The sequence below is a fragment of the Haloarcula rubra genome, from assembly GCF_019599465.1.
Classification (GTDB): domain Archaea; phylum Halobacteriota; class Halobacteria; order Halobacteriales; family Haloarculaceae; genus Haloarcula; species Haloarcula rubra.
In genome coordinates, this window is the sequence record NZ_RKLR01000004.1 from 197,065 (window position 1) to 217,472 (window position 20,408).

Below are 20,408 nucleotides of genomic sequence, written 5' to 3' on the forward strand. Positions count from 1 at the left end.
GGTGTGAAAGAGGCGGCAAACCCTTAACTATCTAGTTCGTGAAGTGGAACGTAATGGCCAGTGAGTCGACGGAGGAGGGGGCCGTCACCGTCGAGTTGCCGCCGGAACTCGACGAGTGGCTCGACGAACGGGCGAGCGCGCTCGGGGTGGACCGCGCGGAACTCGTCCAGCAGTTGCTGGCGTCGTACCGTGTGACGGCCGAGCGCGACGACGCCGAGTCGGTGGCCGAGTTGGTCGAGGTCGACCGGGCCGTCGAAGACGCGATGGACGACCAGCTAGACGCCGTCGTCGCCGCCACCGTCGACGACGCCGTCGACAGGCGCGTCCCACCGGCCGTCGAGTCCGCCGTCGGCGACCGTCTCCCGGACATCACCGACGCCGTCGAGGGGCGTCTCGACGCCCGATTCGAGGCCGTCGAAGACGACTTCCAGGAGAAGCTAGACGACGTGCGGAGCCGGGTCGTCCAGCTCAAACGCGAACTCGACGGCAAGGCGACGGCCGACCACGACCACGAGGAACTGGCGGCTATCGAGGACCTCGAATCCGAACTGGCGTCGTTGAACCGCGAACTCGTCGCGGCCCGGGACGAACTCGAAGACGACGTCGAAGACCAGTCGGCCCGCGTCGACGACGTGGAGCGCGGACTCGAGGACGTCGACGACCGACTGGACGACGTCGAGGAGAAACTCACGCGCGTCGCGTGGGTCGTCAGCGACCTCCGGAACGACCAGGGGGGCCGTGACTCCCACCAGAAGGCCGTCGACCGTATCAAACGCGCCGCCGCTCAGGAGGGCGTCTCGTCGGCGTCCTGTGAGAACTGCGGCGAGTCGGTCGACATCGGCCTGCTGACGGACCCGCAGTGCCCTCACTGCGGGTCGACGGTCTCCGACGTCCGACCCGAAGGCGGCATCATCCGCAAGAAAGCGCGGCTCGTGACCGCCGCACAGTTGGAGGCTGGCCCGACAGATGAGTGAGGACGACCCCGAGGACCCCTTCGAGCAGTTGGACGTCCCCGACGACCGGGAGGGCGACCCGTTCGAGGAACTGGATGGGCCGGCCGAGGGCGACGCCGAGCGACCGACCGACCCGCCGGACCCGGTGGCCGACGTGACGGCGGACACGGACACCGGCCAAGACGAAGCCACCTCGCCGGACGACCAACCGCCGACCGACCCGGTATCGGCCGTCGACACGGCGTCGACCGTAGACCCGCCACAGTCTGGCGAGCGCGACTCGGACCCGTTCTCGGAGATGGGTGAACGCGGTGGCGACCCCTTCGACGACGCAGAGAGCGTCTTCGAGTCGGTGGACGTCGGCTCTGTCGACCCGGACGAGGTGTGGGAGTCCCTCGGCGAGGACGAGGCGGCCACCTCGCACTCCGGGGGGAAGCGCTACGCCGAGGTGTCGAAACACCGCTACTGCGAACAGTGCGAGCACTTTTCGGGACCACCGGAGGTCCGCTGTACGCACGAGGACACCGAGATTCTGGAGTTCCTCGACATGGAGACGGTTCGCCTGCTGAACTGCCCGGTCGTCGCCGAACAGCGAGCACTCGGCAACGAGGAGTAAGAGTAACGTCTTTTTGTCGCCGTCGCGGATGGGCGGGCATGCAGTTCTGCGACGACTGTGGCTCGATGATGCACGCCGACGGCGACGAGATGGTCTGTCAGTCCTGCGGCGCTCGCGTCGCCAAGGACACGGACAGAGCCGCCGACTTCGTCAGCACGGCCGAACAGAGCGACGACGACGTCATCGAGACGGAGGAGGGCGCCGACTTCGAGGGGAAACCGACGGCCGACGACGTCACCTGTGAGGAGTGTGGCCACGGGAAGGCGTGGTACACCATCAAACAGACCGGGTCCGCCGACGAACCGCCGACGCGGTTCTTCAAGTGTCAGGACTGTGGCTACCGCTGGCGGGAGTACAACTAAGCCGTCCCCGGTCCGCCATCACCCATGACACTCGAATCGCGGACCCGCGACGCGGTCCGTGCGGAACTCGAACGACTCGTCGACACCTACGGCGACGTCCCGGTCCGGCGCGACACCGTCACCAACGACCCCGCGTTCTTCGAACGGGGCGAGAAACTCGCCGAGGAGGGGTGGCTGGGCGACGCCGGCGCGTGGGTCACCGACGACGCGGGGCGCGTCCTCCTCATCAGACACCGCGGCGCACCGGAGACGTGGGGGACGCCCGGTGGCGGCCACGAACCCGGCGAAGGGCTGGACGACACCGCTCGCCGCGAGGTCCGCGAGGAGACCGGTGTCGACTGTACGCTGACGGGGCTGTACTACGCCCGCTGGAAGACCATCGTCCACGCCGAGGACGCGGACCGTCGCCTCCACATGCTGACCGTGGAGTTCGACGCCGAGGCGACCGCCGACGACCTCGCCGTGGACGACGACGAGGTGCTAGACGCACGGTGGTTCGAGACGGTCCCCGAGGAGTTACACGAGATACCGGCCACGCGGAGCACCGACGAGTCGGCCTGAGGGACGCTCAAAACGCGGTCGAACCCTTCTGAAAGCACTTATCGTGGACGGCGGTAGTCACGGGTATGCGCCGCCGGACCCTCCTCGCGCTCTGTGGCTCGCTCGTCGCCGGCAGCGGCTGTCTGGACCTGACTCCCGACACTGCGCCGGGCGACGAGAGCGTAACGCCGGTCCCCGAACCGACGACCGAGAGCGGCACGCACGACGACCAGATTCCGACCGTCGACGTCGCCTCGGCAGTCGTCCAACCGGGCGTCGTCGCACCGGATAGCCCCGACTCAATCGGCGTCTTCGCCGACGCCGGCCAGTATCTCCTCGTCGACGTCGCCGTCGACGGCCCCCTGCCCGACCGCTCGGCGTTCGAGTGTCACTTCGACGGCGAGACGCACAGACCGACGGCGTTCACAAGCGGCCTCTACCGGAACGGTGAGTGGGGCGCCGGCTACGGCGACGGGAGCGACGGCGTTCTCGTCTTCGAACTGCCGGAGACGGGCGACGCCAGCGACGCTCGCCTCACGTGGGACCACGGCGAGTGGGTTCCGCCGGCGCGGGTGCGCTCTCGCCTCGAAGCCCCACTCCCCTCCTTCTCGGTCGCCCTCGACGGCCCGACGACCGTGACGGCAGAGGACGACCCGACCGTCAGCGTCCGTGTCACCAACGAGGGCGACCGAACTGGCCGGTACGCCCTCGCGCTGAACCGGACCGGGCCACGCGTCGCGTACGCGCCGGTGGCACGCATCGCCGGTGAACTGGGTCCCGGTGCGTCCACGACGCGGGAGGTTGACGCCGAGAGCCCCTACGTCGCCGACCCGCCCCGAGAGGCCGTCTACCGACTGGACGCGGCCGACGACGACAACGACGCTCGGCTGACTATCTCGCCGGCCGAGGCGGGGACGGCGACCCGAACGGCCGAGGAACTCGGCGAGAGCACCGCCACCGACAGCGAGTGAGTCCTGCAGCCATACGGGTTCGCATCGCCCCCTCCCGAACGACGGCGCCACGCCCACGGAGCAGTTGCTCCGTCACAGGACGTCTATCCGCCCGCTATTGGTGACGGAATCCCGATTTAGTCGGGTGTATCTCGGTCGTGTCGTGTGACAACTCTTAACAAACTCTCTAACGAACTGTACTCGGAGCGTTCGAGACCACGTCGGGGACAGATTGCCTCGGTTCGAGCGCTCACTCGGAGGAGACCGATGAAAGTAGCTTCAGCAGAGATACCAGCCAAGATAGAGAGTCCGGGTGCAGTGGCGCGCCAGCAACTGGACTTCGGAGACGCGACCGACTACGGAGACATCGCCGCGGAACATTTCGAACTCGACGCGGGGACCGACATCGTCGCGCTGCTCGAAGGACTGGAAGACGACCTCTGTCAGTCGCCCCACTGGGGATACATCGTCGAGGGTGCACTGACGGTTACCTACAGCGACGGCAGCGAGGAGGTCGACGAGGGCGGCGACATGTTCTACTGGCCACCGGGACACACTGTCCGGGCCGACGAGGACTCGGAGTTCGTCCTGTTCAGTCCACAGCACGAACACGAGCCAGTCCTCGACCACATTCGAGACAAGATGGCCGAGAGTGCCTAGCCGCACTCGCTTCCGCACGGAAGTCTGGCCTCGGCGTTTCTCGCCGGTCAGGCGGCGATGGCGACCCACGCGAGGACGACGAGCGCCGCGCCGGCGACGGTCGACCCGACGGCGTGGGTCCGGAGTTCGTCCAGCAGGTCGTGGGAGTGTTCGTGGAGGGAGCAGACCTCGTCGATTTCGCTCCCGGCCTCGCAGTTCGGCAGGAAGTCCATCGCGACGTGGAGGAAGATACCGGCGGCGAAGCCGAACACGACGGCGTTGACCACCGGAGTCTGTGGCACCGGCAGGAGTGCCGAGGGAATCGCGGTCAGGCCGACGCCGGCCGCCGGGAGGAGGAGTGCGGTCGCGGACTTCCCGTCGCGGTTGAGACGGCGAGCGGCGGCGTAGCCGGCGGGGCCCTTGTGCGAGACGATGGCGAGGCCGAGGAGCAGTCCCAGCGTCGGCATCGACGCGTAGACGAGGCCGATGATGAGGCCCGCCGAGAGGGCGTGGGCGGCGATAGCGGCCGTCGTCGTGTCGAAGGCCGTGTCGACGTGGGTCAGGCGATGCCCGACGGTGTGGGTACCGTACCCGGCCACGATGCCGGTGGCGATGCCGATACCCCCGATTCGGGGCGTGCCGGCGGCGGTCCCGAGGCCCATCGCCTGCGGGACGAGGAACATCGTCGCCGAGGTGACCATCGCACCGCTCGCGAGGCCGTACCCCCAGACGAGGCGGTGAGGGTTCGTCTCCGCCGCCCGGGCACCGAGCCACGCGCCCAGCCCCATCGCCACGAACGCGACCCACGAGATGACCAGTACCTTCCGGAGGCCACCGGTGACCCCGACGGCCGAGAGCGCGAGGAGGCCGACGACGCTCGCGAGGCCGACGAGCGACAGTCGCCCGCTGTTATTAACTATACTGGTGATGTTAATAGCCATTGACTAATGCAACCGCAGTATTACTAATAAACCCGTCGGTCGCCGGTTAGCGGGTCGCTCGGCGGTAGTCGCCCCAGTCGAGTATCGCGCCGTCCAGTTCGTCGGCGAGGGCGTCGGTGAGCGCCCACACCACCATCTCGGCCACGTCGGCGGGGTCACGGCCGCCGTCGCCCGAGAGGTCGGTCCCGACCTTCCCCGGGTCGACGGCGCCGACCGACACCTCGACGTCGGCGGCGAACCCGCGCGCGACGGCCTCTGCCGCGGCCTTCGAGACGGCGTAGGAACCGTACCCGGGCATCCCCTCTCTGGCCACGGCCCCCGTCGGGACGACGACCCGGGCGTCCGGCGCGAGGTGGGGGACGGCCTCTCGGACCGTGGCGAACACGCCGCGAGCGTTCGTCCGGAGGTGGTCGTCGAACGCCGCGTACGACTCCTCGGAGAGCGGCGTCTCGCCGGCCTCGCCGTGGTAGACGCCGGCGTTGGCGACGACGCCGTCGACGTCGCCGTGTATCCGGGCGGCCGTCTCGAGGAGCCGCTCGACGTCGAACTCGTCGCGGACGTCGGCCCGCATCGCGGTGACTGCGCCACCGTCGTCCGCGATGTCGTCTGCCACCGCCTCCAGTGCGGCCCTGTCGCGGGCACAGACGACGACGTGTCCGCCCGCCGCCGCGACGGCGCGGGCGACCTGCTCCCCGATGCCCCGACTGGCGCCGGTCACGACCACTGTCGTGTCCTCCATGGGATCGTGTTCGGCCCCCAGCCACATCCCCGTTGTCACTGTCTGGACCGGGTCGGCCGGTCGGCGTCGCGCTCCCGTGCCCCAGATTGCCACACCAATCCAGTTTGGCCGCGTGTTTATTGTCCGTCCGGGCCTCAGAGACGCACAATGAGTGATCTGTCCGGAGAAGACGTGGTCGTCGTCGGCGGTGGGTTCGGTGGCCTCTCGGCCGCGTGTTATCTGGCCGACGCCGGTGCTGACGTGCGGTTGCTGGAGAAGAACGAGCAGTTGGGCGGCCGTGCCTCCCGTCTGGAGGCCGAGGGATTCAAGTTCGACATGGGCCCGTCGTGGTACCTCATGCCCGACGTCTTCGAGCGGTTCTTCGCGTACTTCGGGAAGGAACCGCGCGACTACTACGACCTGACCCGACTGGACCCGCACTACCGCATCTTCTTCAAGGACGGCGACCGGTTGGACGTGACCGGCAACAACGACGAGATGCGCGAGAAGTTCGAGGAGTACGAACCCGGCGCCGCCGAGGCGTTCGACGAGTACCTCGCCACGAGCGAACAGCACTACGAGACGGCGATGAACAAGTTCGTCTACGAGGACCGCTCGCGCCTGCGGGACTGGGTGGATCTGGACGTGATGACGGCGGCGCCCATCGGCCTCCAACTGCTCGGGTCGATGCAGGGCCACGTCGAGGACTACTTCGAGCACCCGAAACTCCAGCAGATAATGCAGTACACGCTGGTCTTCCTCGGCGGGTCGCCGAAGAACACGCCCGCGCTGTACAACATGATGAGCCACGTCGACTTCAACCTCGGCGTCTACTACCCCGACGGCGGCATCGGCGCCGTCGTCGACGGCCTCGTGGAACTCGGCGAGAGTCTCGGCGTCACCTACGAGACGGACAGCGAAGTGCGGGAGATTTCCCGCCGGAAGGAGGGCTTTCTGGTCGAGACGGTCCACGGCGAGACGTTCCACCCCGACGAGGTGGTCGTCAACGCCGACTACGCCCACGCCGAACGCGAACTCCTCCCCGACCACGAGCGACAGTACGACGACGACTACTGGGACGACCGGACCTACGCGCCGTCGGCGTTCCTCATGTACATGGGCGTCGAGGGCGACGTCGACCCCCTGGAGCACCACACGCTGGTCCTGCCGACGGACTGGGAACCGCACTTCGACGACATCTTCGAGGAGGCCGACTGGCCCGACGAACCGGCCTACTACCTCTGTGTCCCGAGCGAGACGGACCCCACGGTCGCCCCGGAGGGGCACTCGAACCTGTTCGTCCTCGTCCCCATCGCGCCCGGACTGCACGACGGCGACGCGATTCGCGAGGAGTACCGCGAGAAGATTCTGGCCGACATCGCCGACAACACCGGCGTGGACCTGCGCGACCGCATCGTCTACGAGAAGCAGTTCGCCGTCTCGGACTTCGGGGAGCGGTACAACGCCACCGAGGGCACGGCGCTGGGACTGGCCCACACCCTCCGCCAGACCGCGCTCCTGCGCCCGAACAACCGCTCGTCGGCCGTCGACGGCCTCTACTTCACGGGGTCCTTTACCACGCCCGGTATCGGCGTCCCGATGTGTCTCATCAGCGGCGAACACACCGCACAGCGCCTCATCAGCGACCACGAATGAGCACCGTCACGGACCGTCTGAGCGAGGTCGCCCCCTCCGAGGACTCCCGCCTAGGCTACCTGTTCTGGCTCTCGCGGCCGCGGTTCTGGCTGTATCAGGGCGGCCCCGTCGTCGTCGCGGTGACCTACGCGGCCGACGGGCCGGGCGAACTGTTCTCGCCGCTGGCCGTCGCGCTGTTCCTGTACTTCACGATACCCGCGAACGTCTTCCTCTACGGCGTCAACGACGTCTTCGACCGGGACGTCGACGAGCACAACCCGAAGAAAGACGAGGGCCGCGAGGTCAGCTATCGCGGTGACTCGGTGGTGGTGGCGGCCATCGTCGGGTCGGGACTGCTCGCGGCGGCGTTCCTCCCGTGGCTCCCGACGCTGGGCGTCGTCGCACTGCTCGCGTGGGCCGCCCTCTCGGTGGAGTACTCTGCCCCGCCGCTCCGGTTCAAGACGACGCCGTTTCTTGACTCGCTGTCGAACGGCCTGTACATCCTCCCCGGTGTCGTCGCCTACGCCGCAATCGAAGGCGTCGCGCCGCCCGCCTCGGCCGTCGCGGGCGCGTGGCTCTGGACGATGGGGATGCACACGTTCTCGGCCATCCCGGACATCGAACCGGACCGCGAGGCGGGCATCCAGACGACGGCGACGTTCCTCGGGGAGTCCAACACCTACTACTACTGCGTGATGTGCTGGCTCACCGCCGCGTTCGTGTTCACCTACACCCACTGGGTGTTCGGGGCGCTCTTGCTCGTCTACCCCGGCCTCGTCTTCGGCATCCTCGCCGTCGGCGTCGACATCGACGAGGCCTACTGGTGGTACCCGGCCATCAACTCGCTCGTCGGCATGGTGTTCACGCTCGTCGGCCTGTGGGTGATGCTGTATGGCTGAGCGGGCGTGGCAGGTCCCGACCGACCGGACCGAAGCGACCGCCCGACTGGACGCACTCGTCCGCGAACATCGGTTCACTATCGCCGTGGTCTTCCCACTCGTTGGCGCGGTCACGCTACTGGCGAGCGCCGAGGGCCTGCTCCCGCCGCCGCTGGCGTTCAACCCCTTCTTCGTCCTGTTCGGGACGCTCGTCATGCGTCTGCCGCTGGTCGCCGGCGTCTTCCCCCTACTCGACCGGAAGGCGACGGCCGCGCTCGTCGCGCTGACCGCGTACTCCTACGGCATCGAACTGTACGGCGTGACGACCGGGTGGCCCTACGGCGAGTTCGGCTACGGCGTCGACCTAGGACCGATGCTGTTCGGGGAGGTACCACTCGGTCTGCCGGTGTTCTTCTTCCCGCTGGTGCTGAACGCCTATCTGCTCGTCCTCCTGTTGCTCGGTCGACGGGCCGAGTCGACGCCGGTGCGCCTGCTGGCGACGCTGGCGACGGTCATGCTCGTGGACCTCGTACTGGACCCCGGCGCCGTCGCCATCGGCTTCTGGAGCTACGAGATAGAGCAGTTCTACGGCGTCCCGTGGCAGAACTATCAGGGGTGGCTCCTCTCGGGGACCGTCGCAGTCCTGCTGTTCGACTGGGGGTTCGACCGGGCCGGCCTTCGCCGCCGCCTCGAACAGTGTGAGTTCATGCTCGACGACCTCGTGAGCTTCGTCCTCCTCTGGGGCGGCATCAACGCCTTCTACGCGAACTGGGTGCCGGTCGGCCTCGCGATGCTACTGGGTGCCGGCCTGCTGTGGACCGACCGCTTCGACTTCGACCTCTCGGAGACGCGTCTCGGGCGGGCCGTCTGGCGGTAGGACGGGGTTCCGGCAACGACGGCGTTCGCCCCTGTGGTTATCCGACTCCGCCGCCAACCCCCGCCGATGACAGCGCTGTTCTCTCCGCTCGACCTTCGGGAGACGACGATACCGAACCGCGTGATGGTCTCGCCGATGTGCCAGTACTCCTGTGAGAACCGCGACGGCCTCGCCACCGACTGGCACCGCACGCACCTCGGGTCGCGGGCCGTCGGCGGCGCCGGCCTCGTGATGACCGAAGCCACCGCCGTCGAACCGCGGGGGCGCATCTCGCCGGAGGACCTCGGCATCTGGAGCGACGAGCACGCCGCGGCGCTCGAGCCCGTCACCGAGTTCGCCCGCGGGCAGGGGTCCGTGCCGGCCATCCAACTGGCCCACGCCGGGCGGAAGGCCTCGACGAGTCGTCCGTGGGACGGCCACGACCCCCTCCAACCGGAGGAGGGCGGGTGGGAGACGGTCGGTCCCAGCGGTGAGCCGTGGCCCTACGAGGACGGCGAGGCCCCGCCGACCGAGAAACTGGACCAAGACGGCATCGAGGGCGTGATTCGGTCGTTCCGCGCGGCCGCCGAGCGCGCCCGCGACGCCGGCTTCGAGATTGCAGAGGTCCACGCCGCCCACGGCTACCTCCTCCACGAGTTCTGCTCGCCGGTGACCAACCACCGCGAGGACGACTACGGCGGCGACTTCGAGGGCCGCACCCGTCTCGTCCGCGAGGTCACGGCCGCCGTCCGCGAGGTGTGGCCCGACGGCAAGCCGGTGTTCGTCCGCATCTCCGCGACCGACTGGCTCCCCGACCGCGAGTCGTGGACCGTCGACGACTCCGTGCGACTCGCCGACCGCCTCGCCGCGGCCGGTGCGGACCTGATAGACGTGAGCGGCGGCGGCATCCACCCCGACTCGCGCCCCGACTACGCCGGCCCGAACTACCAACTCCGCTACGCCGAGCGCATCCGCGCGGAGACCGAGTCGGACGTCGCCGTCGGCGCCGTCGGCGGCATCACGACGGCCGAGCAAGCGGAGGCCATCGTCGCCAACGACCGGGCCGACCTCGCTATCGTCGGTCGCGAACACCTGCGGGACCCGTACTTCGCGATGCACGCCGCCGAGGCACTCGACGCGACCGACGAAATCGAGGGGCCGCCGCAGTACCGGCGCGCGTTCGGGTTCTGAGAGCGGACAACTGCGAGACTTCGACTGCGAGAAGCACTCGGTACGGTCACCGCCTCTGCCGTCTCACACCGAGTCGAGGTCGAGGTCGACGGCGTACCAGTCCAGCACCAGCAGGAGCGCCGCGCCGACCACGGCCGCACCGGCAAAGGCCACCAGCACGTCGGTCGAGAAGCCGACCTCGGTCCGGACCTCGAACACCGGCGCGCGGAGCGCCCCGACGACGAGGGCGACGAGGAACGCCATCGTCGCCCGTCGGTTCCGGTCCAGCGCACGGCGGACGGCCCGCGAGATAGTGAACAGGCCGACCAGTCCGCCGAGGACGAACGTCACGACGACGACGCCGACGTCGACGACCTGCGTCAGGGAACCGCCGGTCGCGAGGCCGACGAGGGCGTCGACGAACTCGCTCAGCGCCGTCGACATCCGGGTGTACTGGCCGAGGATGACGAGCAGGAGCGACCCGGAGATGCCGGGCAGAATCATCGCGCTGACGGCGATGGCGCCGGCGACGAACACCAGCAGGAGGCCGTCGCTGGCGAGGAACGGCGTGGGGCCCGAGAGGACGAACGCGAGGAGGAAGCCGACGACGGCGGCGCCGACCTGAAACGCCGACTCGAAGCTGAGTTCCTTCAACAGGACGATAGCCGAGGCGGCGATGAGGCCGAAGAAGAAGCCGAAGAGGAGCGTCGGCGCGTCCTCACTGAGGACGTGGACGGCCCGGGTGACGACGACGACGGCGGTGGCGACGCCGGCCAGCAGTGCGAGGCCGAACCAGCCGTCTATCTCCTCCCAGACCCCGAGCGCCGTCCGGACCGAGACGCCGCCGTCCGTCGGCACGAACGCAGTGAGAAAGTCCCAGACGCGTTGGGGCGTGATGGCCGTCACCATGGCGATGAGGCGGCCGTAGATGCCGGCGATGAGAGCGATGGTCCCGCCGGAGACGCCCGGCACGGCGTCGGCGCTCCCCATGCAGATACCGATGGCGAACGTCCGCGCCCACTCGCGGAGCGGCGGGACCGAGCCACGGAGGGTCGGCGACGCGTCGGCGGTCTGGTCGGCGGCAGTCATTGCCTCATCGTACCGCCATCTGTCTCAAGTCTCTTGTGGAGTCAGGTCACCGCCACCCAAACGGGAATGTGGCTGGCACGCCAAACGGTGACGATGCCTTCGCTGGACCTCGATAGACCGGACGGCGTAATCTTCGCTGGTGTACTCCTCACCGTGGTGTCGACGTTCCTACCGTGGCGGCGACCCGGCGGGGCCCTGCCCGACGCCACCGCGACGGCCGGCTACGAAGGACTCGGGTTTCTCGCCGTCGTCGCCGCACTCGCCGTCTTCGCCACGGCGGCGGTGATGCGGCACGACCGGACGAGCGCACTGGTCGCCGTCGGCGGGGGCCTCGGTGTACTGGCACTCGCGCTCGTCGAGTTCCTCCGCCTCGGCGGCCCGATGCGGCCCGGTGTCGGCCTGTTTCTGGCGCTGGTCGCCGGCGTCGTCGTGAGCGCGGGCGGTCTGCTCGGCGTGCGGGCCTACGCCTGAGTCAGTCGTCGCCGGCGACGACGAGGACGCCGTTGTTGAGCGACGCCGTCCCACCGGACTCCGGGAGCGAGACGTCGTACTCCGTGTGGTAGACGGGCGTATCGACGGCGACGACGGCCGTGTCGCCGAGCAGTTCGACGGTCACCGCCTCGTCGTCGACGGGGTAGAGGTCGACGGCGACGGTCCAGCCGTCGTCGTGTTCTGACCGCGAGACGTCCAGCGCGTCGGTGTCGTGTGTCGCGTCCATCGGACGGGTGTGGGTTGGTGCCACAGAGGCATATGGAACCGTTCGGCGCGTGCCGAATCAGAGGTAGCCCCACGCCTGCAGGCGGTCGCCGTCGCCGCCGGGTCGGTCGCTGGCGTCGGTGTACCACCGGTCGCCGATGTCCGTCCGGTAGAAGCAGTTCGGCATGAGGACGTTGCGCGCCCGGTCGTACGCCCGCTCCTGTGCCTCGCGCATCGTCTCGCCCTTGCCGGTGGCGACGAGGACGATGCCCGAGGTGCCGGCGACGCGCCACTGGCCGTCGGGGTAGACGGCGCCCGCTGTGGCCGGGGGGTCCTCGCCCACCGGCACCCGCTTGACGTCCTCGATGTGGTACTCGTCTCGCACCGAGTCGTCGTCCAGCGCCACGGGCGCGTTCCGCGTCGTCTCGTCGAACAGTCGCTCGTCGTCGTAGGGGAACGGCGGCATACACACCCGGACGCCGACCTGATACCCCGAGTGGACCTGCAAGTCGGGGTCCCGACCGTTCGCGATGGCCTCGAAGAACTCGCCGATGGGCGTCTCCATCCCCTCCTCCTGGATGTAGATGGACGGGTAGCCGAAGCGCGGCGTGAACTCCAGCGGGTAGACGCCGTCGGCGTTGACGATGCAGTTGACGTCCATGCTCCCGACGTACCCCTCCTCGGCCAGCAGCGGTTCGAGTTTGCCGAGGGTCTGTTCGAACAGCGGACACCGGTCGGTCCAGAACATGCTCGTCCCCATCTCGCCCGTCGAGGGACCGATGTTCGAGGGGAACAGTTTCTTGTGCTCGAAGTTGACGTTTATCGGTTCGACGAACCCGTCGCCGTTGCAGAAGCCACAGATCGCGACTTCGACGCCCTCGACGCGCCGTTGCAACTGGAACCCCTTCATCCGGTGGCCCCACGCCTTCTCGTAGGCTTCGAGCACGGAGACCACGTCGGAGCCGTCGTCCTCCCGGCCGACGTACAGCAGGCGCTTGACGTTCTGGACCTCGCCGAGCGGTTTCACGACGTAGGGGGCGGGGTTCTCGCGGACGTACTCGATACCGGCCTGGAAACTCTCGAACTCGCGGTGCGGGAGCGTCTCCACGCCGTGTTCCTCTAGCGTCTCCATGGCGAACCCGCGGTCGTCCTCCAGTCGGTCGGTGAGTTCGGTGCCGCCGACGACGGCGTGGCCCTCGGCCCGGAGCCCCTCGGAAATCTTGCCGGTACCTACGTCGCTGCCGTCCCAGATGTCGTCGAAGACGACGACGTCGGCCCACTCTACGTCGGCCCGCCAGTCCTCGCTCTTGGTGACGAAGCCGTCGCCTATCTCCCGTTCGGCCGGGTGGTGGTTGCTGATGAAGTACCGCACGTCGTGGCCCTCGCGCTCGACGCGCCACGCGATATCGGCGATAAGTGGGGCGTCGAGCGAGCAGAACAGAAAGTTCGTCATACGTCACGTGCACCCCCTGGCGGCCTAAACGTTCGCCCGTCAGCGACAGGCGCAACATTCTGCACCAAGGGAACCGTTTTAACCTCGTTGGCTGAATCGTCGAGTATGACACGAGAAGAACTCGCGACAGCGAGCGACCTGCTCGAATCGGCCGCCGACGACACCGCCAACGACGATGCGAGCGAGCGACTCGGTGACCTCGCCGACCAGCTCGACCGCCTCTCGACGGCGGACCAGGGCCCCGACCACGGCCGTCTCGCCCGCATCCAGTCGGCGCTGAACGACGTCGCCACGGGCGACGGCGAGGACGTCGCCGACACCATCGACGAGGCCGACGACGCCATCAACGAGTACCGCTCCGACCTCGAAGGGGTCTGACGCGCCGGAACACACCGACTTCTCGCAGTTCAGTACCGCCGGACGTCCGTGACCAGACTCGATAGCCGCGCACGGACCGTCGTCTCGGCGTCCCCAACCGGTCGCGATGCGGTCGCGGTCCCGTACTCGTCGAACTCGGTGACGATTCGGTAGCTGACGGTCCGGGGACCGTCGTCCGTGCCGTCCGGGTCGTCGCCCCGGGGCCGAACGACGAGCACTCGCTCGTCGACGACGCGTGCGAGGCGGCCCGCGTCGTCGAGCGTCACCGTGACCCGACAGTCGTCGCCGAGTCGCCCGACCCCGAACGGGAGTGTGACGATCTGCGCGTAGCCGTCGCGGTCCGCGACGAGGAAGGTCCGGTCGCCGCCGGCGTCCCACTCGGTTCGGTGCGGGCGTATCCACTCGCCGCCCATCCCCGACGCCACGGCCTGGTTCGCGGCGCGGATGGCGTCGGACCCCAGTTCCGGCCGGGCCGTCACCGACGCCGGCGTCGGTGCGTCCCAACTGGCGAGGTTCGACCCGTCGGTGAGGTGGACCACAGACGTGTGGGGCAGGTCGTCCCTATCGACGATTCCCCAGTGGAAGTGGCCGAACAGACCGTAGAAGGGGTTCGGGACCCGTCCGGGCGGTTGCCGGCGCGTCGTGAAGACGTGGGTGTGCCGGCGCCGCGAGTGCTGGTGGCGCTCGCAGTAGGTCGCGGCGTCGTACCCGGCCGGCCCCGCCGAGTCCTCGGTTATCCGGACCCGAGTCACCGCCCGGTGGTCGGCAGCGTAGCGGTGCCGCGCCGCCGCGACGACGCGCTCTCGCGGTGTCTCGCCGGTCGGCGGGTCGGGGTCGTACGGTCTGATGTCGGTCACCCGGAGGCCGAGGTATCCGCCGACGGCGGCTACCGCTCCGCCGGCCCCGGCGAGGAACTGCCGTCGGTTCATCGCTCGCGCTCCGTCGACGTCGGCCGGTCGGCGGCGGCGACGAGCGCGCTGTTCGTTCCGTCCGGCGCGGTCCAGACGACCCGCACGTCGGCCGTCTCGCCGAGGGAGTGGCGCAGGGTCGCGCCGGGCGTCAGCGGATACTCGGCCTCGCCGTCGCGCTCACGGCTGACCCACACCGTCGCGCGGTCGCTCTCGGCCGAGCGGACGAGCAGTTCGGCCGTGTTATCGGGTGTCACGTGGTTCCCGCGGACGAACGTGACGTCGACGGCGGACTCGGCGTCGCGCCAGTCGAACGAGAGGAAGACGTTCGGGGGCGATTCCGGGTACGATTCGGTGGAGGGCCCCGACGGCGCGAGGCCGCACCCGGCGAGGGCGGCCGACGCACCCGTCAGGAACGAGCGACGGAACACAGTCGCAGTTTCCGGTCGCTCAGAATAAGTCTTGCTCCGCCACGTACTGTAAATTGGCCGTCGGGGCGAGAGGCGTTCGCTCGGATACCTTCCGTTGGGTCGGCCCTCGCTCCCGCTCTGCGGCTTCCTTCGGTCACCGCGTCGCTTTCGAGGGCCGTTCTTTTCAGTCGCGCCCCTCGCTACTCCAACTGCTCGGCCAGCATCGGGACGAACGTCCCGATGTCGGTGACCATCCCGACGGCCTGCGCACTGCCGCGGTCCAGAAGTTGCGTGACCGTCGAGGGGTTGATGTCGACACAGACGACCCGCGTCGTCGAGGGGAGGCAGTTGCCGACGGCGACGGAGTGCAGGAGCGTCGACAGCATCAGCACCATGTCGGCCTCGTGGGCCTGTTCGCGGATGGCGTTCTGGGCCTCGACGGCGTCGGTGATGGTGTCGGGCAGGGGCCCGTCGTCGCGGATGGACCCGGCCAGCACGAACGGGCGGTCGTTCTCGATACACTCGTACATCACGCCGGACTCGATGGTGCCCGACTCGACGGCCGCCTCGATGCCGCCCTCGCGGATGACCTCGCTGATGGCGTAGATGTGGTGTTTGTGGCCGTGGCGGGCGTGGTCGAGCGTCTCGGTGTCGACGCCCAGCGACGTGCCGTAGAGGTCACGCTCGATGTCGTGGACTGCGAAGCCGTTGCCGGCCGAGAGCATGTCGACGTACCCCTCGCGGACGAGATGGGCCATATCCTCCCGGGCGCCGGAGTGGATGAGCGCCGGACCACAGACCGCCAACACCTTGCCGCCGTCCCGCTTCGTCTCCTCGATGGCGCCGGCTATCTTCTGGATGGTCGACTCGGAGGGTCGCTCGGCGGAGACGCCACCCTGCATGAACCCGAAGGCGCCGCCGGAGTCGCGGGGCCGAGAGGGCGGGTCGACCCTGATGCCCGTCTCGCCGGTGACGATGCGGTCGCCCTCCTCGACGGCGTTGAGGACCTTGGTGTAGGCTCGTGGCTCCCCACCGTCTTCCACGACCACGGCACAGTCCATCTCCATATGTTCGACTTCGAGCCACGCCCCGTCGTAGCGGATGTACGTCGGGTGGTTCGTCGTCGAGTAGAACCCCTTCGGGACGACCTGGTCGGCGGGGGCCGACTGGAGTTTCGCGTCCTTCGGGTCGGCGGGGTTCGCGCCGTGCTGGTGGAGTTCGTGGAGTATCGACTGGAGCGTCGCCTCGTCCTCGGCCTCCACCAACAGGCGGGCGTAGGACTCCTCGTCCTTGCGCCGGCCGATGTCGAACTCCTCGACGGTGAACGACCCCCCGAGGTCCATGATGGTCCCGAAACTGGACTCCATCATCCCCGAGTCGATGATGTGGCCCTCGAGTACCACTTCGCGAGAGACAGTCATGCACGGGAAATGGCGACAGCCGCGTAAGACGGTTTTGGGTGTGGCGCTACTCCGACCGGCGACGCACCACGACGTCGTTCCCGTCACAGTAGGCCCGGAGTCGCTGTTCGAACGCGCCCTCGCCGGGCCACTCGACCGGTGCCCCGAGCGCGGAGGGGTCGCCGACGTAACACTCGACGGTCCCGTCGCCGGACGCGAGCGGTACCGAGAGCCGAACGTACAGCCCCCGGTCGACACCTTCGTACTCGTCCAGCGCCGCGACGTCGGGCGTCCGGAGTATCCGGCCCTCCGTGGTACCGCCCGGCGCCAGCGTCGGGTAGCGCCCGTCGGTTCGCCGGAGACCGACCAGTTCCGCGGCCCCGCGGTACTCGTAGGTGTCGAGTAGCGACCGCGCCGTCGCGTGGTCGGTCAGCGTCCCGTAGACGAACACGTCCATCGTTATCCCCGTTCGACTCGGACCGTCGCCCCGCCCGTGACGGCCGAGAGCGGACCCACGTCGTCTATCTCGGCGACGACGGTCACCGGCGAGGCGGCCCGTGGTTCGTCGTCGCGACTGGCCGGCGTCGGCCCCCAGAACAGACACAGCGCGTTCCCCTGTGGCCAGTAGGCGACGGCGCCGACGGGGACCTCGGTCTGTGTGTCCTCCGGCGGCACGTCGACCGGCACCGAGAGATACAGTTCGTCGCCCCATCGCGTCCCGTCTCCCGCGAGCGGCAACGCGCCGGCGAGGCCGTCTCGCGTCTCGTGGTTCGCGTCGGTCCACGACGCGGTGAGCGTCGCGTCGCCGACCCATACTCGAAGGTCGCTCATGGCCGCAGGTGTGGGTGGCAGGCCCAAAGCTTCACTGGACGAGCGCCCCGGACCCGACGCGCCCGCGCCGGTCAGGCCTCGTCGACGAACCGCTCGACGCGCCACGAGCGGTCCGGGTCACGCGCGCAGAGTCGCTCGTAGAACCGTCGCAGCCCCGGCGGCTCCGTCGTCGGGAGGACGTGCAGGCGGACGGTGCCGTCACGCACGGCCACCCGGAACACGTCGGCGGTGCCCTCGTCCCGGACCAGCCACAGCGGCATCGGGAGGTCGTGGAAGTCGCCGTACCGGTACGGTCCGTCGGCGAGGATGTCGGCCACCACGCCTGCGAGGTCCGACGTCGACAGGGCCGCGTCCGGGAGCAGTTCGAACTCCGTCCCGCCCTCGTACTCGACCCCGCTCCCGTGGGGAAACCGACGTTCGGGGCGCCGCGGAATCGAGAACGAGGGGTCGGTCGTCATGTGCCTTCGTGCCACGGTAGGGCGTCGTCCCGTTTAAATTCGCGGGCGGACGCCACTCCGTCCGCTCAGGGGGTCTCGTCGCCCTCGCGGCGCGTCATCGCGACGCTGTACATCGTCCCGGCGAACTCCTCGCCGATGGCCTCGGCCAACCGCTCGGCCCGCCGTTCCAGCGGGTCGCCCAGTTCCGGCGGGAGGTCTTCGGTGGCGTCCGTGACGACGCCCGCGTGTGCAGACAGGTGGCTCGCGGTCCACGGCACCGGGTCCAACAGCGTCGTCTCCCGGTCGAACGTCCAGCCGTGTCCGGTGAAGAGTCGCCTGAGTAGGGACGCCGGGTAGAACGTCAGCGCCGAGCGGCCGGTCGCCAGTTCGCTGGCGGCGTTCTCGACGGCGAAGAGGTCACGGACGGCGGCGCTCTCGGGGAGCGGTTCGTAGTCGTCGACGACGAGGTGACACCCGGCGGTCGCGACCCGCGAGAGTTCCGCCGCGACGGCCGCCAGCGCCGCGGGGTCGAGCAGGTTACAGAGGCCGTGGGCGGTGACGAGGTCCACCGAGTCCGGGCGAAGGGGCGTCTGTCGAAGGTCGGCCTCGACGACGACGAGACGGTCGGTCGCGTCGTCACAGCGGTCCCGCACCGTCGCGGCGTGGTCGGGGTCGTCCGTGACCGCGTAGACGCGTTCGGCCCCGGCGGCCAGCAGGCCGGCCGTCGCGTTGCCGACGCCGGCGCCCGCTTCGAGACAGACCCGTCCCTCCACCAGCCGGTCGGCGAGCGCCGTCTCGACCGTCTCGGGCACGGCCTGCGACGGTGACTCCCCGGCCACGAGTCAGTGGTGGAGTTGTTCCGGCACGGGGCTGTCGTCGTGCCGCGACTGCTCGACGAGGCTCCGCTGGGTGGCTTCGTCCATCCCGTCGTAGCGACCGGCGGCGTCCAGCACCATCGAGACGAGTTTCGGGTCGCCCGGCGTCACGACGGTGCTCAGGCCCTGCGACGCGGCGAAGTCGAACCGGTCGCGAATCTCCTCGGGCGTGTCGACCGGCTCGTACCAGTTCGCGTACGGGCGGTCCTTTTCGGGGAGGTCCGACGTGGGCGGCCACGACCCCTTCGCGAACGCCTTGATGCCCAGCGTGCCGATGTCTTCCTCCTCGGCCCGCTCCAGTACCGCCTCGTAGTCGTGTTCGTCGTCGTCCTTCCCGGCGACCACGGGGTTCAGTGGGAACATCAGCGTCTCCAAATCGTCGATGCGGTCGATGGCGTCCCGAATCAGCCCGGGGTTGCCGTGGCTCGTCAGCCCGACGTGGTCGACTTTGCCGTCGTCTTTCGCCTCGCGGATGGCCGCGAGCGCGCCGTCGTCGCCCGTAATCTCGTCCAGTTCCGACTCGTACTCCAGTCCGTGAATCTGGTAGAGGTCGATGGTGTCGACGCCGAGGCGGTCCAGCGACCGCTCCAGTTTGTGGGCCGCGCCCTCGTAGTCCCGCTCCTGGGTCTTACAGCCGAGGAAGATGTCCTCGCGGTGTTGCCGGAGTTTCGGGCCGAGTTTCAGTTCGGCGTCGCCGTAGGTCGGTGCCACGTCGAAGTGGTTGACGCCGTGGTCGAGGACGTGTTCGACCATCTGGTTCGCACCCTCCTGTTCCAGCCAGTTCAGGGCGATAGCGCCGAACGTCGCCACGGTGCTCTCCTGCCCCGTCGCGCCGAGTGGTCGGGTCTCCATATCGGGGCGTCGGCCCGGACGCGCAAAACTGTTGGTGGCCCCACGGTGAGACTTTTGCCCGTCGCCGCCCTCGCTCGGGACATGTGTGGCCGTTACAGTCTGTTCGCGCCGCCGGCGGACGTCGAAGCCCGGTTCGACGCGTCCTTCGACTTCGCGTTCGAGCCCCGCTACAACGCCGCGCCGAGTCAGTCCCTGCCGGTCGTCACGAACGAGGACCCCGACACCATCCAGCGGATGGAGTGGGGACTGATTCCCTCGTGGGCAGATTCGCGCTCCGATCACGGCTACATCAACGCCCGCGCCGAGACGCTCGGTCAAAAGCGGTCGTTCGCCGACGCCTACGAGTCGCGGCGGTGTCTGGTGCCCGCCGACGGCTTCTACGAGTGGACTCGACGAAACGGAGGGAAACAGCCCTACCGCGTCGCCCTCCCCGACGACGACGTCTTCGCGATGGCCGGCCTCTACGAGCGGTGGGAACCGCCACGGCGCCAGACCGGTCTCGGCGAGTTCGGCGGAGGCGGCGACGGCGGCGAGGACGACGTGATAGAGACGTTCACCGTCGTCACGACGGACCCCAACGACGCCGTCCGCGACCTCCACCACCGGATGGCCGTGATTCTCGACCCCAACGAGGAGGAGACGTGGCTGACCGCCGACACCGACACCGCAGCGGACCTGCTGGACCCGTACGACGGGCCGATGCAAACCTACCCCGTCTCGACGGCGGTCAACAGCCCCAGTAACGACCGCCCGGAGCTAATCGAGGAACTCGACACGTAGGCCTTCGACACCCACAGTTTTCTGGTGGGGGGCTTACCCCG

26 protein-coding genes are annotated in these 20,408 nt (G+C 68.9%); 13 read left to right on the top strand and 13 right to left on the bottom strand.

Annotated features, from left to right (window positions below; genetic code table 11):
* Positions 1–53 precede the first annotated feature (53 nt).
* The 6 genes from EGH21_RS12755 to EGH21_RS12780 all read left to right on the top strand — a co-directional run bounded on the left by EGH21_RS12755 (position 54) and on the right by EGH21_RS12780 (position 4,081).
* Positions 54–974 carry a ribbon-helix-helix protein, CopG family gene (locus EGH21_RS12755; RefSeq protein ID WP_220618862.1) on the top strand — a complete coding sequence of 307 codons (921 nt, stop codon included), beginning with the start codon at positions 54–56 and terminating at the stop codon, positions 972–974.
* Positions 967–1,569 (top strand): DUF8135 domain-containing protein, encoded by a 603-nt coding sequence (locus EGH21_RS12760; RefSeq protein WP_220618863.1) that lies wholly within the window; start codon positions 967–969, stop codon positions 1,567–1,569. Before EGH21_RS12755 ends, EGH21_RS12760 begins: the two co-directional genes overlap by 8 nt.
* A 38-nt stretch (positions 1,570–1,607) precedes the next feature.
* A complete protein-coding gene (locus EGH21_RS12765) occupies positions 1,608–1,931 on the top strand; it encodes a transcription factor S (protein WP_220618864.1) in 324 nt (107 codons plus the stop codon).
* Between the two features lie 24 nt (positions 1,932–1,955).
* Positions 1,956–2,492, top strand: coding sequence for an NUDIX hydrolase (locus EGH21_RS12770; protein WP_220618865.1), 537 nt, complete (start codon positions 1,956–1,958; stop codon positions 2,490–2,492).
* A 65-nt stretch (positions 2,493–2,557) separates the two neighbouring features.
* Positions 2,558–3,442, top strand: a complete 885-nt coding sequence (locus EGH21_RS12775) for a hypothetical protein (protein WP_236035529.1) — start codon at positions 2,558–2,560, stop codon at positions 3,440–3,442.
* Positions 3,443–3,688: 246 nt separating this feature from the next.
* Complete coding sequence (locus EGH21_RS12780; protein WP_220618866.1) at positions 3,689–4,081, top strand: cupin domain-containing protein; 393 nt, start codon at positions 3,689–3,691, stop codon at positions 4,079–4,081.
* Between the two features lie 47 nt (positions 4,082–4,128).
* On the opposite strand, the gene EGH21_RS12785 is transcribed toward EGH21_RS12780, so the two are convergent.
* The gene (locus EGH21_RS12785) at positions 4,129–5,001 is read right to left on the bottom strand and encodes a ZIP family metal transporter (RefSeq protein WP_220618867.1); all 873 of its coding nucleotides are present in this window, start codon (positions 4,999–5,001) and stop codon (positions 4,129–4,131) included.
* A gap of 46 nt (positions 5,002–5,047) precedes the next feature.
* Positions 5,048–5,740, bottom strand: a complete 693-nt coding sequence (locus EGH21_RS12790; RefSeq protein WP_220618868.1) for an SDR family NAD(P)-dependent oxidoreductase — start codon at positions 5,738–5,740, stop codon at positions 5,048–5,050.
* A gap of 147 nt (positions 5,741–5,887) precedes the next feature.
* Here EGH21_RS12790 and crtD point away from each other — a divergent pair, with 147 nt between their 5' ends.
* The 4 genes from crtD to EGH21_RS12810 all read left to right on the top strand — a co-directional run bounded on the left by crtD (position 5,888) and on the right by EGH21_RS12810 (position 10,279).
* Positions 5,888–7,375: a carotenoid 3,4-desaturase gene (gene crtD / locus EGH21_RS12795; RefSeq protein ID WP_220618869.1), complete on the top strand. Its 1,488-nt coding sequence runs from the start codon at positions 5,888–5,890 to the stop codon at positions 7,373–7,375.
* Entirely contained in the window at positions 7,372–8,253 is an 882-nt protein-coding gene (locus EGH21_RS12800) for a prenyltransferase (RefSeq protein ID WP_220618870.1), read from the top strand. Before crtD ends, EGH21_RS12800 begins: the two co-directional genes overlap by 4 nt.
* Complete coding sequence (gene cruF, locus EGH21_RS12805) at positions 8,246–9,109, top strand: bisanhydrobacterioruberin hydratase (RefSeq protein ID WP_220618871.1); 864 nt, start codon at positions 8,246–8,248, stop codon at positions 9,107–9,109. Before EGH21_RS12800 ends, cruF begins: the two co-directional genes overlap by 8 nt.
* Before the next feature lie 66 nt (positions 9,110–9,175).
* A complete protein-coding gene (locus tag EGH21_RS12810) occupies positions 9,176–10,279 on the top strand; it encodes an NADH:flavin oxidoreductase/NADH oxidase (RefSeq protein WP_220618872.1) in 1,104 nt (367 codons plus the stop codon).
* Between the two features lie 63 nt (positions 10,280–10,342).
* On the opposite strand, the gene EGH21_RS12815 is transcribed toward EGH21_RS12810, so the two are convergent.
* The gene (locus EGH21_RS12815; RefSeq protein ID WP_220618873.1) at positions 10,343–11,347 is read right to left on the bottom strand and encodes a DUF368 domain-containing protein; all 1,005 of its coding nucleotides are present in this window, start codon (positions 11,345–11,347) and stop codon (positions 10,343–10,345) included.
* Positions 11,348–11,440: 93 nt separating this feature from the next.
* On the opposite strand from EGH21_RS12815, the gene EGH21_RS12820 reads away from it, so the two are divergent.
* A complete protein-coding gene (locus tag EGH21_RS12820; RefSeq protein WP_220618874.1) occupies positions 11,441–11,818 on the top strand; it encodes a hypothetical protein in 378 nt (125 codons plus the stop codon).
* A gap of 1 nt (position 11,819) precedes the next feature.
* Here EGH21_RS12820 and EGH21_RS12825 read toward each other — a convergent pair whose 3' ends face one another.
* Positions 11,820–12,065 (bottom strand): DUF7127 family protein, encoded by a 246-nt coding sequence (locus tag EGH21_RS12825; RefSeq protein ID WP_220618875.1) that lies wholly within the window; start codon positions 12,063–12,065, stop codon positions 11,820–11,822.
* Positions 12,066–12,122: 57 nt separating this feature from the next.
* The gene (locus tag EGH21_RS12830; RefSeq protein WP_220618876.1) at positions 12,123–13,496 is read right to left on the bottom strand and encodes a phosphoribosylglycinamide synthetase C domain-containing protein; all 1,374 of its coding nucleotides are present in this window, start codon (positions 13,494–13,496) and stop codon (positions 12,123–12,125) included.
* Positions 13,497–13,601: 105 nt separating this feature from the next.
* Between EGH21_RS12830 and EGH21_RS12835 the strand changes: the two genes are divergently transcribed.
* Positions 13,602–13,874, top strand: a complete 273-nt coding sequence (locus EGH21_RS12835) for a DUF7553 family protein (protein ID WP_220618877.1) — start codon at positions 13,602–13,604, stop codon at positions 13,872–13,874.
* Positions 13,875–13,903: 29 nt separating this feature from the next.
* Here EGH21_RS12835 and EGH21_RS12840 read toward each other — a convergent pair whose 3' ends face one another.
* From EGH21_RS12840 to EGH21_RS12875, 8 genes are all read right to left on the bottom strand, one after another.
* Complete coding sequence (locus tag EGH21_RS12840; protein ID WP_220618878.1) at positions 13,904–14,803, bottom strand: hypothetical protein; 900 nt, start codon at positions 14,801–14,803, stop codon at positions 13,904–13,906.
* Entirely contained in the window at positions 14,800–15,213 is a 414-nt protein-coding gene (locus EGH21_RS12845; RefSeq protein WP_220618879.1) for a hypothetical protein, read from the bottom strand. The genes EGH21_RS12840 and EGH21_RS12845 overlap by 4 nt, the downstream gene beginning before the upstream one ends.
* 179 nt (positions 15,214–15,392) lie before the next feature.
* Entirely contained in the window at positions 15,393–16,613 is a 1,221-nt protein-coding gene (locus EGH21_RS12850; RefSeq protein ID WP_220618880.1) for an ornithine cyclodeaminase, nickel-pincer nucleotide-dependent, read from the bottom strand.
* A 46-nt stretch (positions 16,614–16,659) separates the two neighbouring features.
* The gene (locus EGH21_RS12855) at positions 16,660–17,049 is read right to left on the bottom strand and encodes a gamma-glutamylcyclotransferase family protein (RefSeq protein ID WP_220618881.1); all 390 of its coding nucleotides are present in this window, start codon (positions 17,047–17,049) and stop codon (positions 16,660–16,662) included.
* Between the two features lie 2 nt (positions 17,050–17,051).
* A complete protein-coding gene (locus EGH21_RS12860) occupies positions 17,052–17,423 on the bottom strand; it encodes a cyclophilin-like family protein (RefSeq protein ID WP_220618882.1) in 372 nt (123 codons plus the stop codon).
* Between the two features lie 71 nt (positions 17,424–17,494).
* Positions 17,495–17,881, bottom strand: a complete 387-nt coding sequence (locus EGH21_RS12865) for a hypothetical protein (RefSeq protein ID WP_220618883.1) — start codon at positions 17,879–17,881, stop codon at positions 17,495–17,497.
* A 65-nt stretch (positions 17,882–17,946) separates the two neighbouring features.
* Positions 17,947–18,699: a class I SAM-dependent methyltransferase gene (locus EGH21_RS12870; protein WP_220618884.1), complete on the bottom strand. Its 753-nt coding sequence runs from the start codon at positions 18,697–18,699 to the stop codon at positions 17,947–17,949.
* 3 nt (positions 18,700–18,702) lie between these two features.
* Positions 18,703–19,587: an aldo/keto reductase gene (locus EGH21_RS12875; RefSeq protein ID WP_220618885.1), complete on the bottom strand. Its 885-nt coding sequence runs from the start codon at positions 19,585–19,587 to the stop codon at positions 18,703–18,705.
* Between the two features lie 81 nt (positions 19,588–19,668).
* Between EGH21_RS12875 and EGH21_RS12880 the strand changes: the two genes are divergently transcribed.
* Complete coding sequence (locus EGH21_RS12880) at positions 19,669–20,367, top strand: SOS response-associated peptidase (protein WP_220618886.1); 699 nt, start codon at positions 19,669–19,671, stop codon at positions 20,365–20,367.
* Positions 20,368–20,408 lie beyond the last annotated feature (41 nt).

What these genes read in the sequence shown, in the direction of transcription:
- EGH21_RS12865 (WP_220618883.1), bottom strand. Translation starts at nt 17,881, where the DNA reads ATGACGACCGACCCCTCGTTCTCGATTCCGCGGCGCCCCGAACGTCGG.
- EGH21_RS12840 (WP_220618878.1), bottom strand. Translation starts at nt 14,803, where the DNA reads ATGAACCGACGGCAGTTCCTCGCCGGGGCCGGCGGAGCGGTAGCCGCC.
- EGH21_RS12780 (WP_220618866.1), top strand. Translation starts at nt 3,689, where the DNA reads ATGAAAGTAGCTTCAGCAGAGATACCAGCCAAGATAGAGAGTCCGGGT.
- EGH21_RS12790 (WP_220618868.1), bottom strand. Translation starts at nt 5,740, where the DNA reads ATGGAGGACACGACAGTGGTCGTGACCGGCGCCAGTCGGGGCATCGGG.
- EGH21_RS12755 (WP_220618862.1), top strand. Translation starts at nt 54, where the DNA reads ATGGCCAGTGAGTCGACGGAGGAGGGGGCCGTCACCGTCGAGTTGCCG.
- crtD (WP_220618869.1), top strand. Translation starts at nt 5,888, where the DNA reads ATGAGTGATCTGTCCGGAGAAGACGTGGTCGTCGTCGGCGGTGGGTTC.
- EGH21_RS12835 (WP_220618877.1), top strand. Translation starts at nt 13,602, where the DNA reads ATGACACGAGAAGAACTCGCGACAGCGAGCGACCTGCTCGAATCGGCC.
- cruF (WP_220618871.1), top strand. Translation starts at nt 8,246, where the DNA reads ATGGCTGAGCGGGCGTGGCAGGTCCCGACCGACCGGACCGAAGCGACC.
- EGH21_RS12820 (WP_220618874.1), top strand. Translation starts at nt 11,441, where the DNA reads ATGCCTTCGCTGGACCTCGATAGACCGGACGGCGTAATCTTCGCTGGT.
- EGH21_RS12770 (WP_220618865.1), top strand. Translation starts at nt 1,956, where the DNA reads ATGACACTCGAATCGCGGACCCGCGACGCGGTCCGTGCGGAACTCGAA.
- EGH21_RS12760 (WP_220618863.1), top strand. Translation starts at nt 967, where the DNA reads ATGAGTGAGGACGACCCCGAGGACCCCTTCGAGCAGTTGGACGTCCCC.
- EGH21_RS12775 (WP_236035529.1), top strand. Translation starts at nt 2,558, where the DNA reads ATGCGCCGCCGGACCCTCCTCGCGCTCTGTGGCTCGCTCGTCGCCGGC.
- EGH21_RS12830 (WP_220618876.1), bottom strand. Translation starts at nt 13,496, where the DNA reads ATGACGAACTTTCTGTTCTGCTCGCTCGACGCCCCACTTATCGCCGAT.
- EGH21_RS12875 (WP_220618885.1), bottom strand. Translation starts at nt 19,587, where the DNA reads ATGGAGACCCGACCACTCGGCGCGACGGGGCAGGAGAGCACCGTGGCG.
- EGH21_RS12800 (WP_220618870.1), top strand. Translation starts at nt 7,372, where the DNA reads ATGAGCACCGTCACGGACCGTCTGAGCGAGGTCGCCCCCTCCGAGGAC.
- EGH21_RS12810 (WP_220618872.1), top strand. Translation starts at nt 9,176, where the DNA reads ATGACAGCGCTGTTCTCTCCGCTCGACCTTCGGGAGACGACGATACCG.
- EGH21_RS12850 (WP_220618880.1), bottom strand. Translation starts at nt 16,613, where the DNA reads ATGACTGTCTCTCGCGAAGTGGTACTCGAGGGCCACATCATCGACTCG.
- EGH21_RS12860 (WP_220618882.1), bottom strand. Translation starts at nt 17,423, where the DNA reads ATGAGCGACCTTCGAGTATGGGTCGGCGACGCGACGCTCACCGCGTCG.
- EGH21_RS12765 (WP_220618864.1), top strand. Translation starts at nt 1,608, where the DNA reads ATGCAGTTCTGCGACGACTGTGGCTCGATGATGCACGCCGACGGCGAC.
- EGH21_RS12825 (WP_220618875.1), bottom strand. Translation starts at nt 12,065, where the DNA reads ATGGACGCGACACACGACACCGACGCGCTGGACGTCTCGCGGTCAGAA.
- EGH21_RS12785 (WP_220618867.1), bottom strand. Translation starts at nt 5,001, where the DNA reads ATGGCTATTAACATCACCAGTATAGTTAATAACAGCGGGCGACTGTCG.
- EGH21_RS12880 (WP_220618886.1), top strand. Translation starts at nt 19,669, where the DNA reads ATGTGTGGCCGTTACAGTCTGTTCGCGCCGCCGGCGGACGTCGAAGCC.
- EGH21_RS12855 (WP_220618881.1), bottom strand. Translation starts at nt 17,049, where the DNA reads ATGGACGTGTTCGTCTACGGGACGCTGACCGACCACGCGACGGCGCGG.
- EGH21_RS12815 (WP_220618873.1), bottom strand. Translation starts at nt 11,347, where the DNA reads ATGACTGCCGCCGACCAGACCGCCGACGCGTCGCCGACCCTCCGTGGC.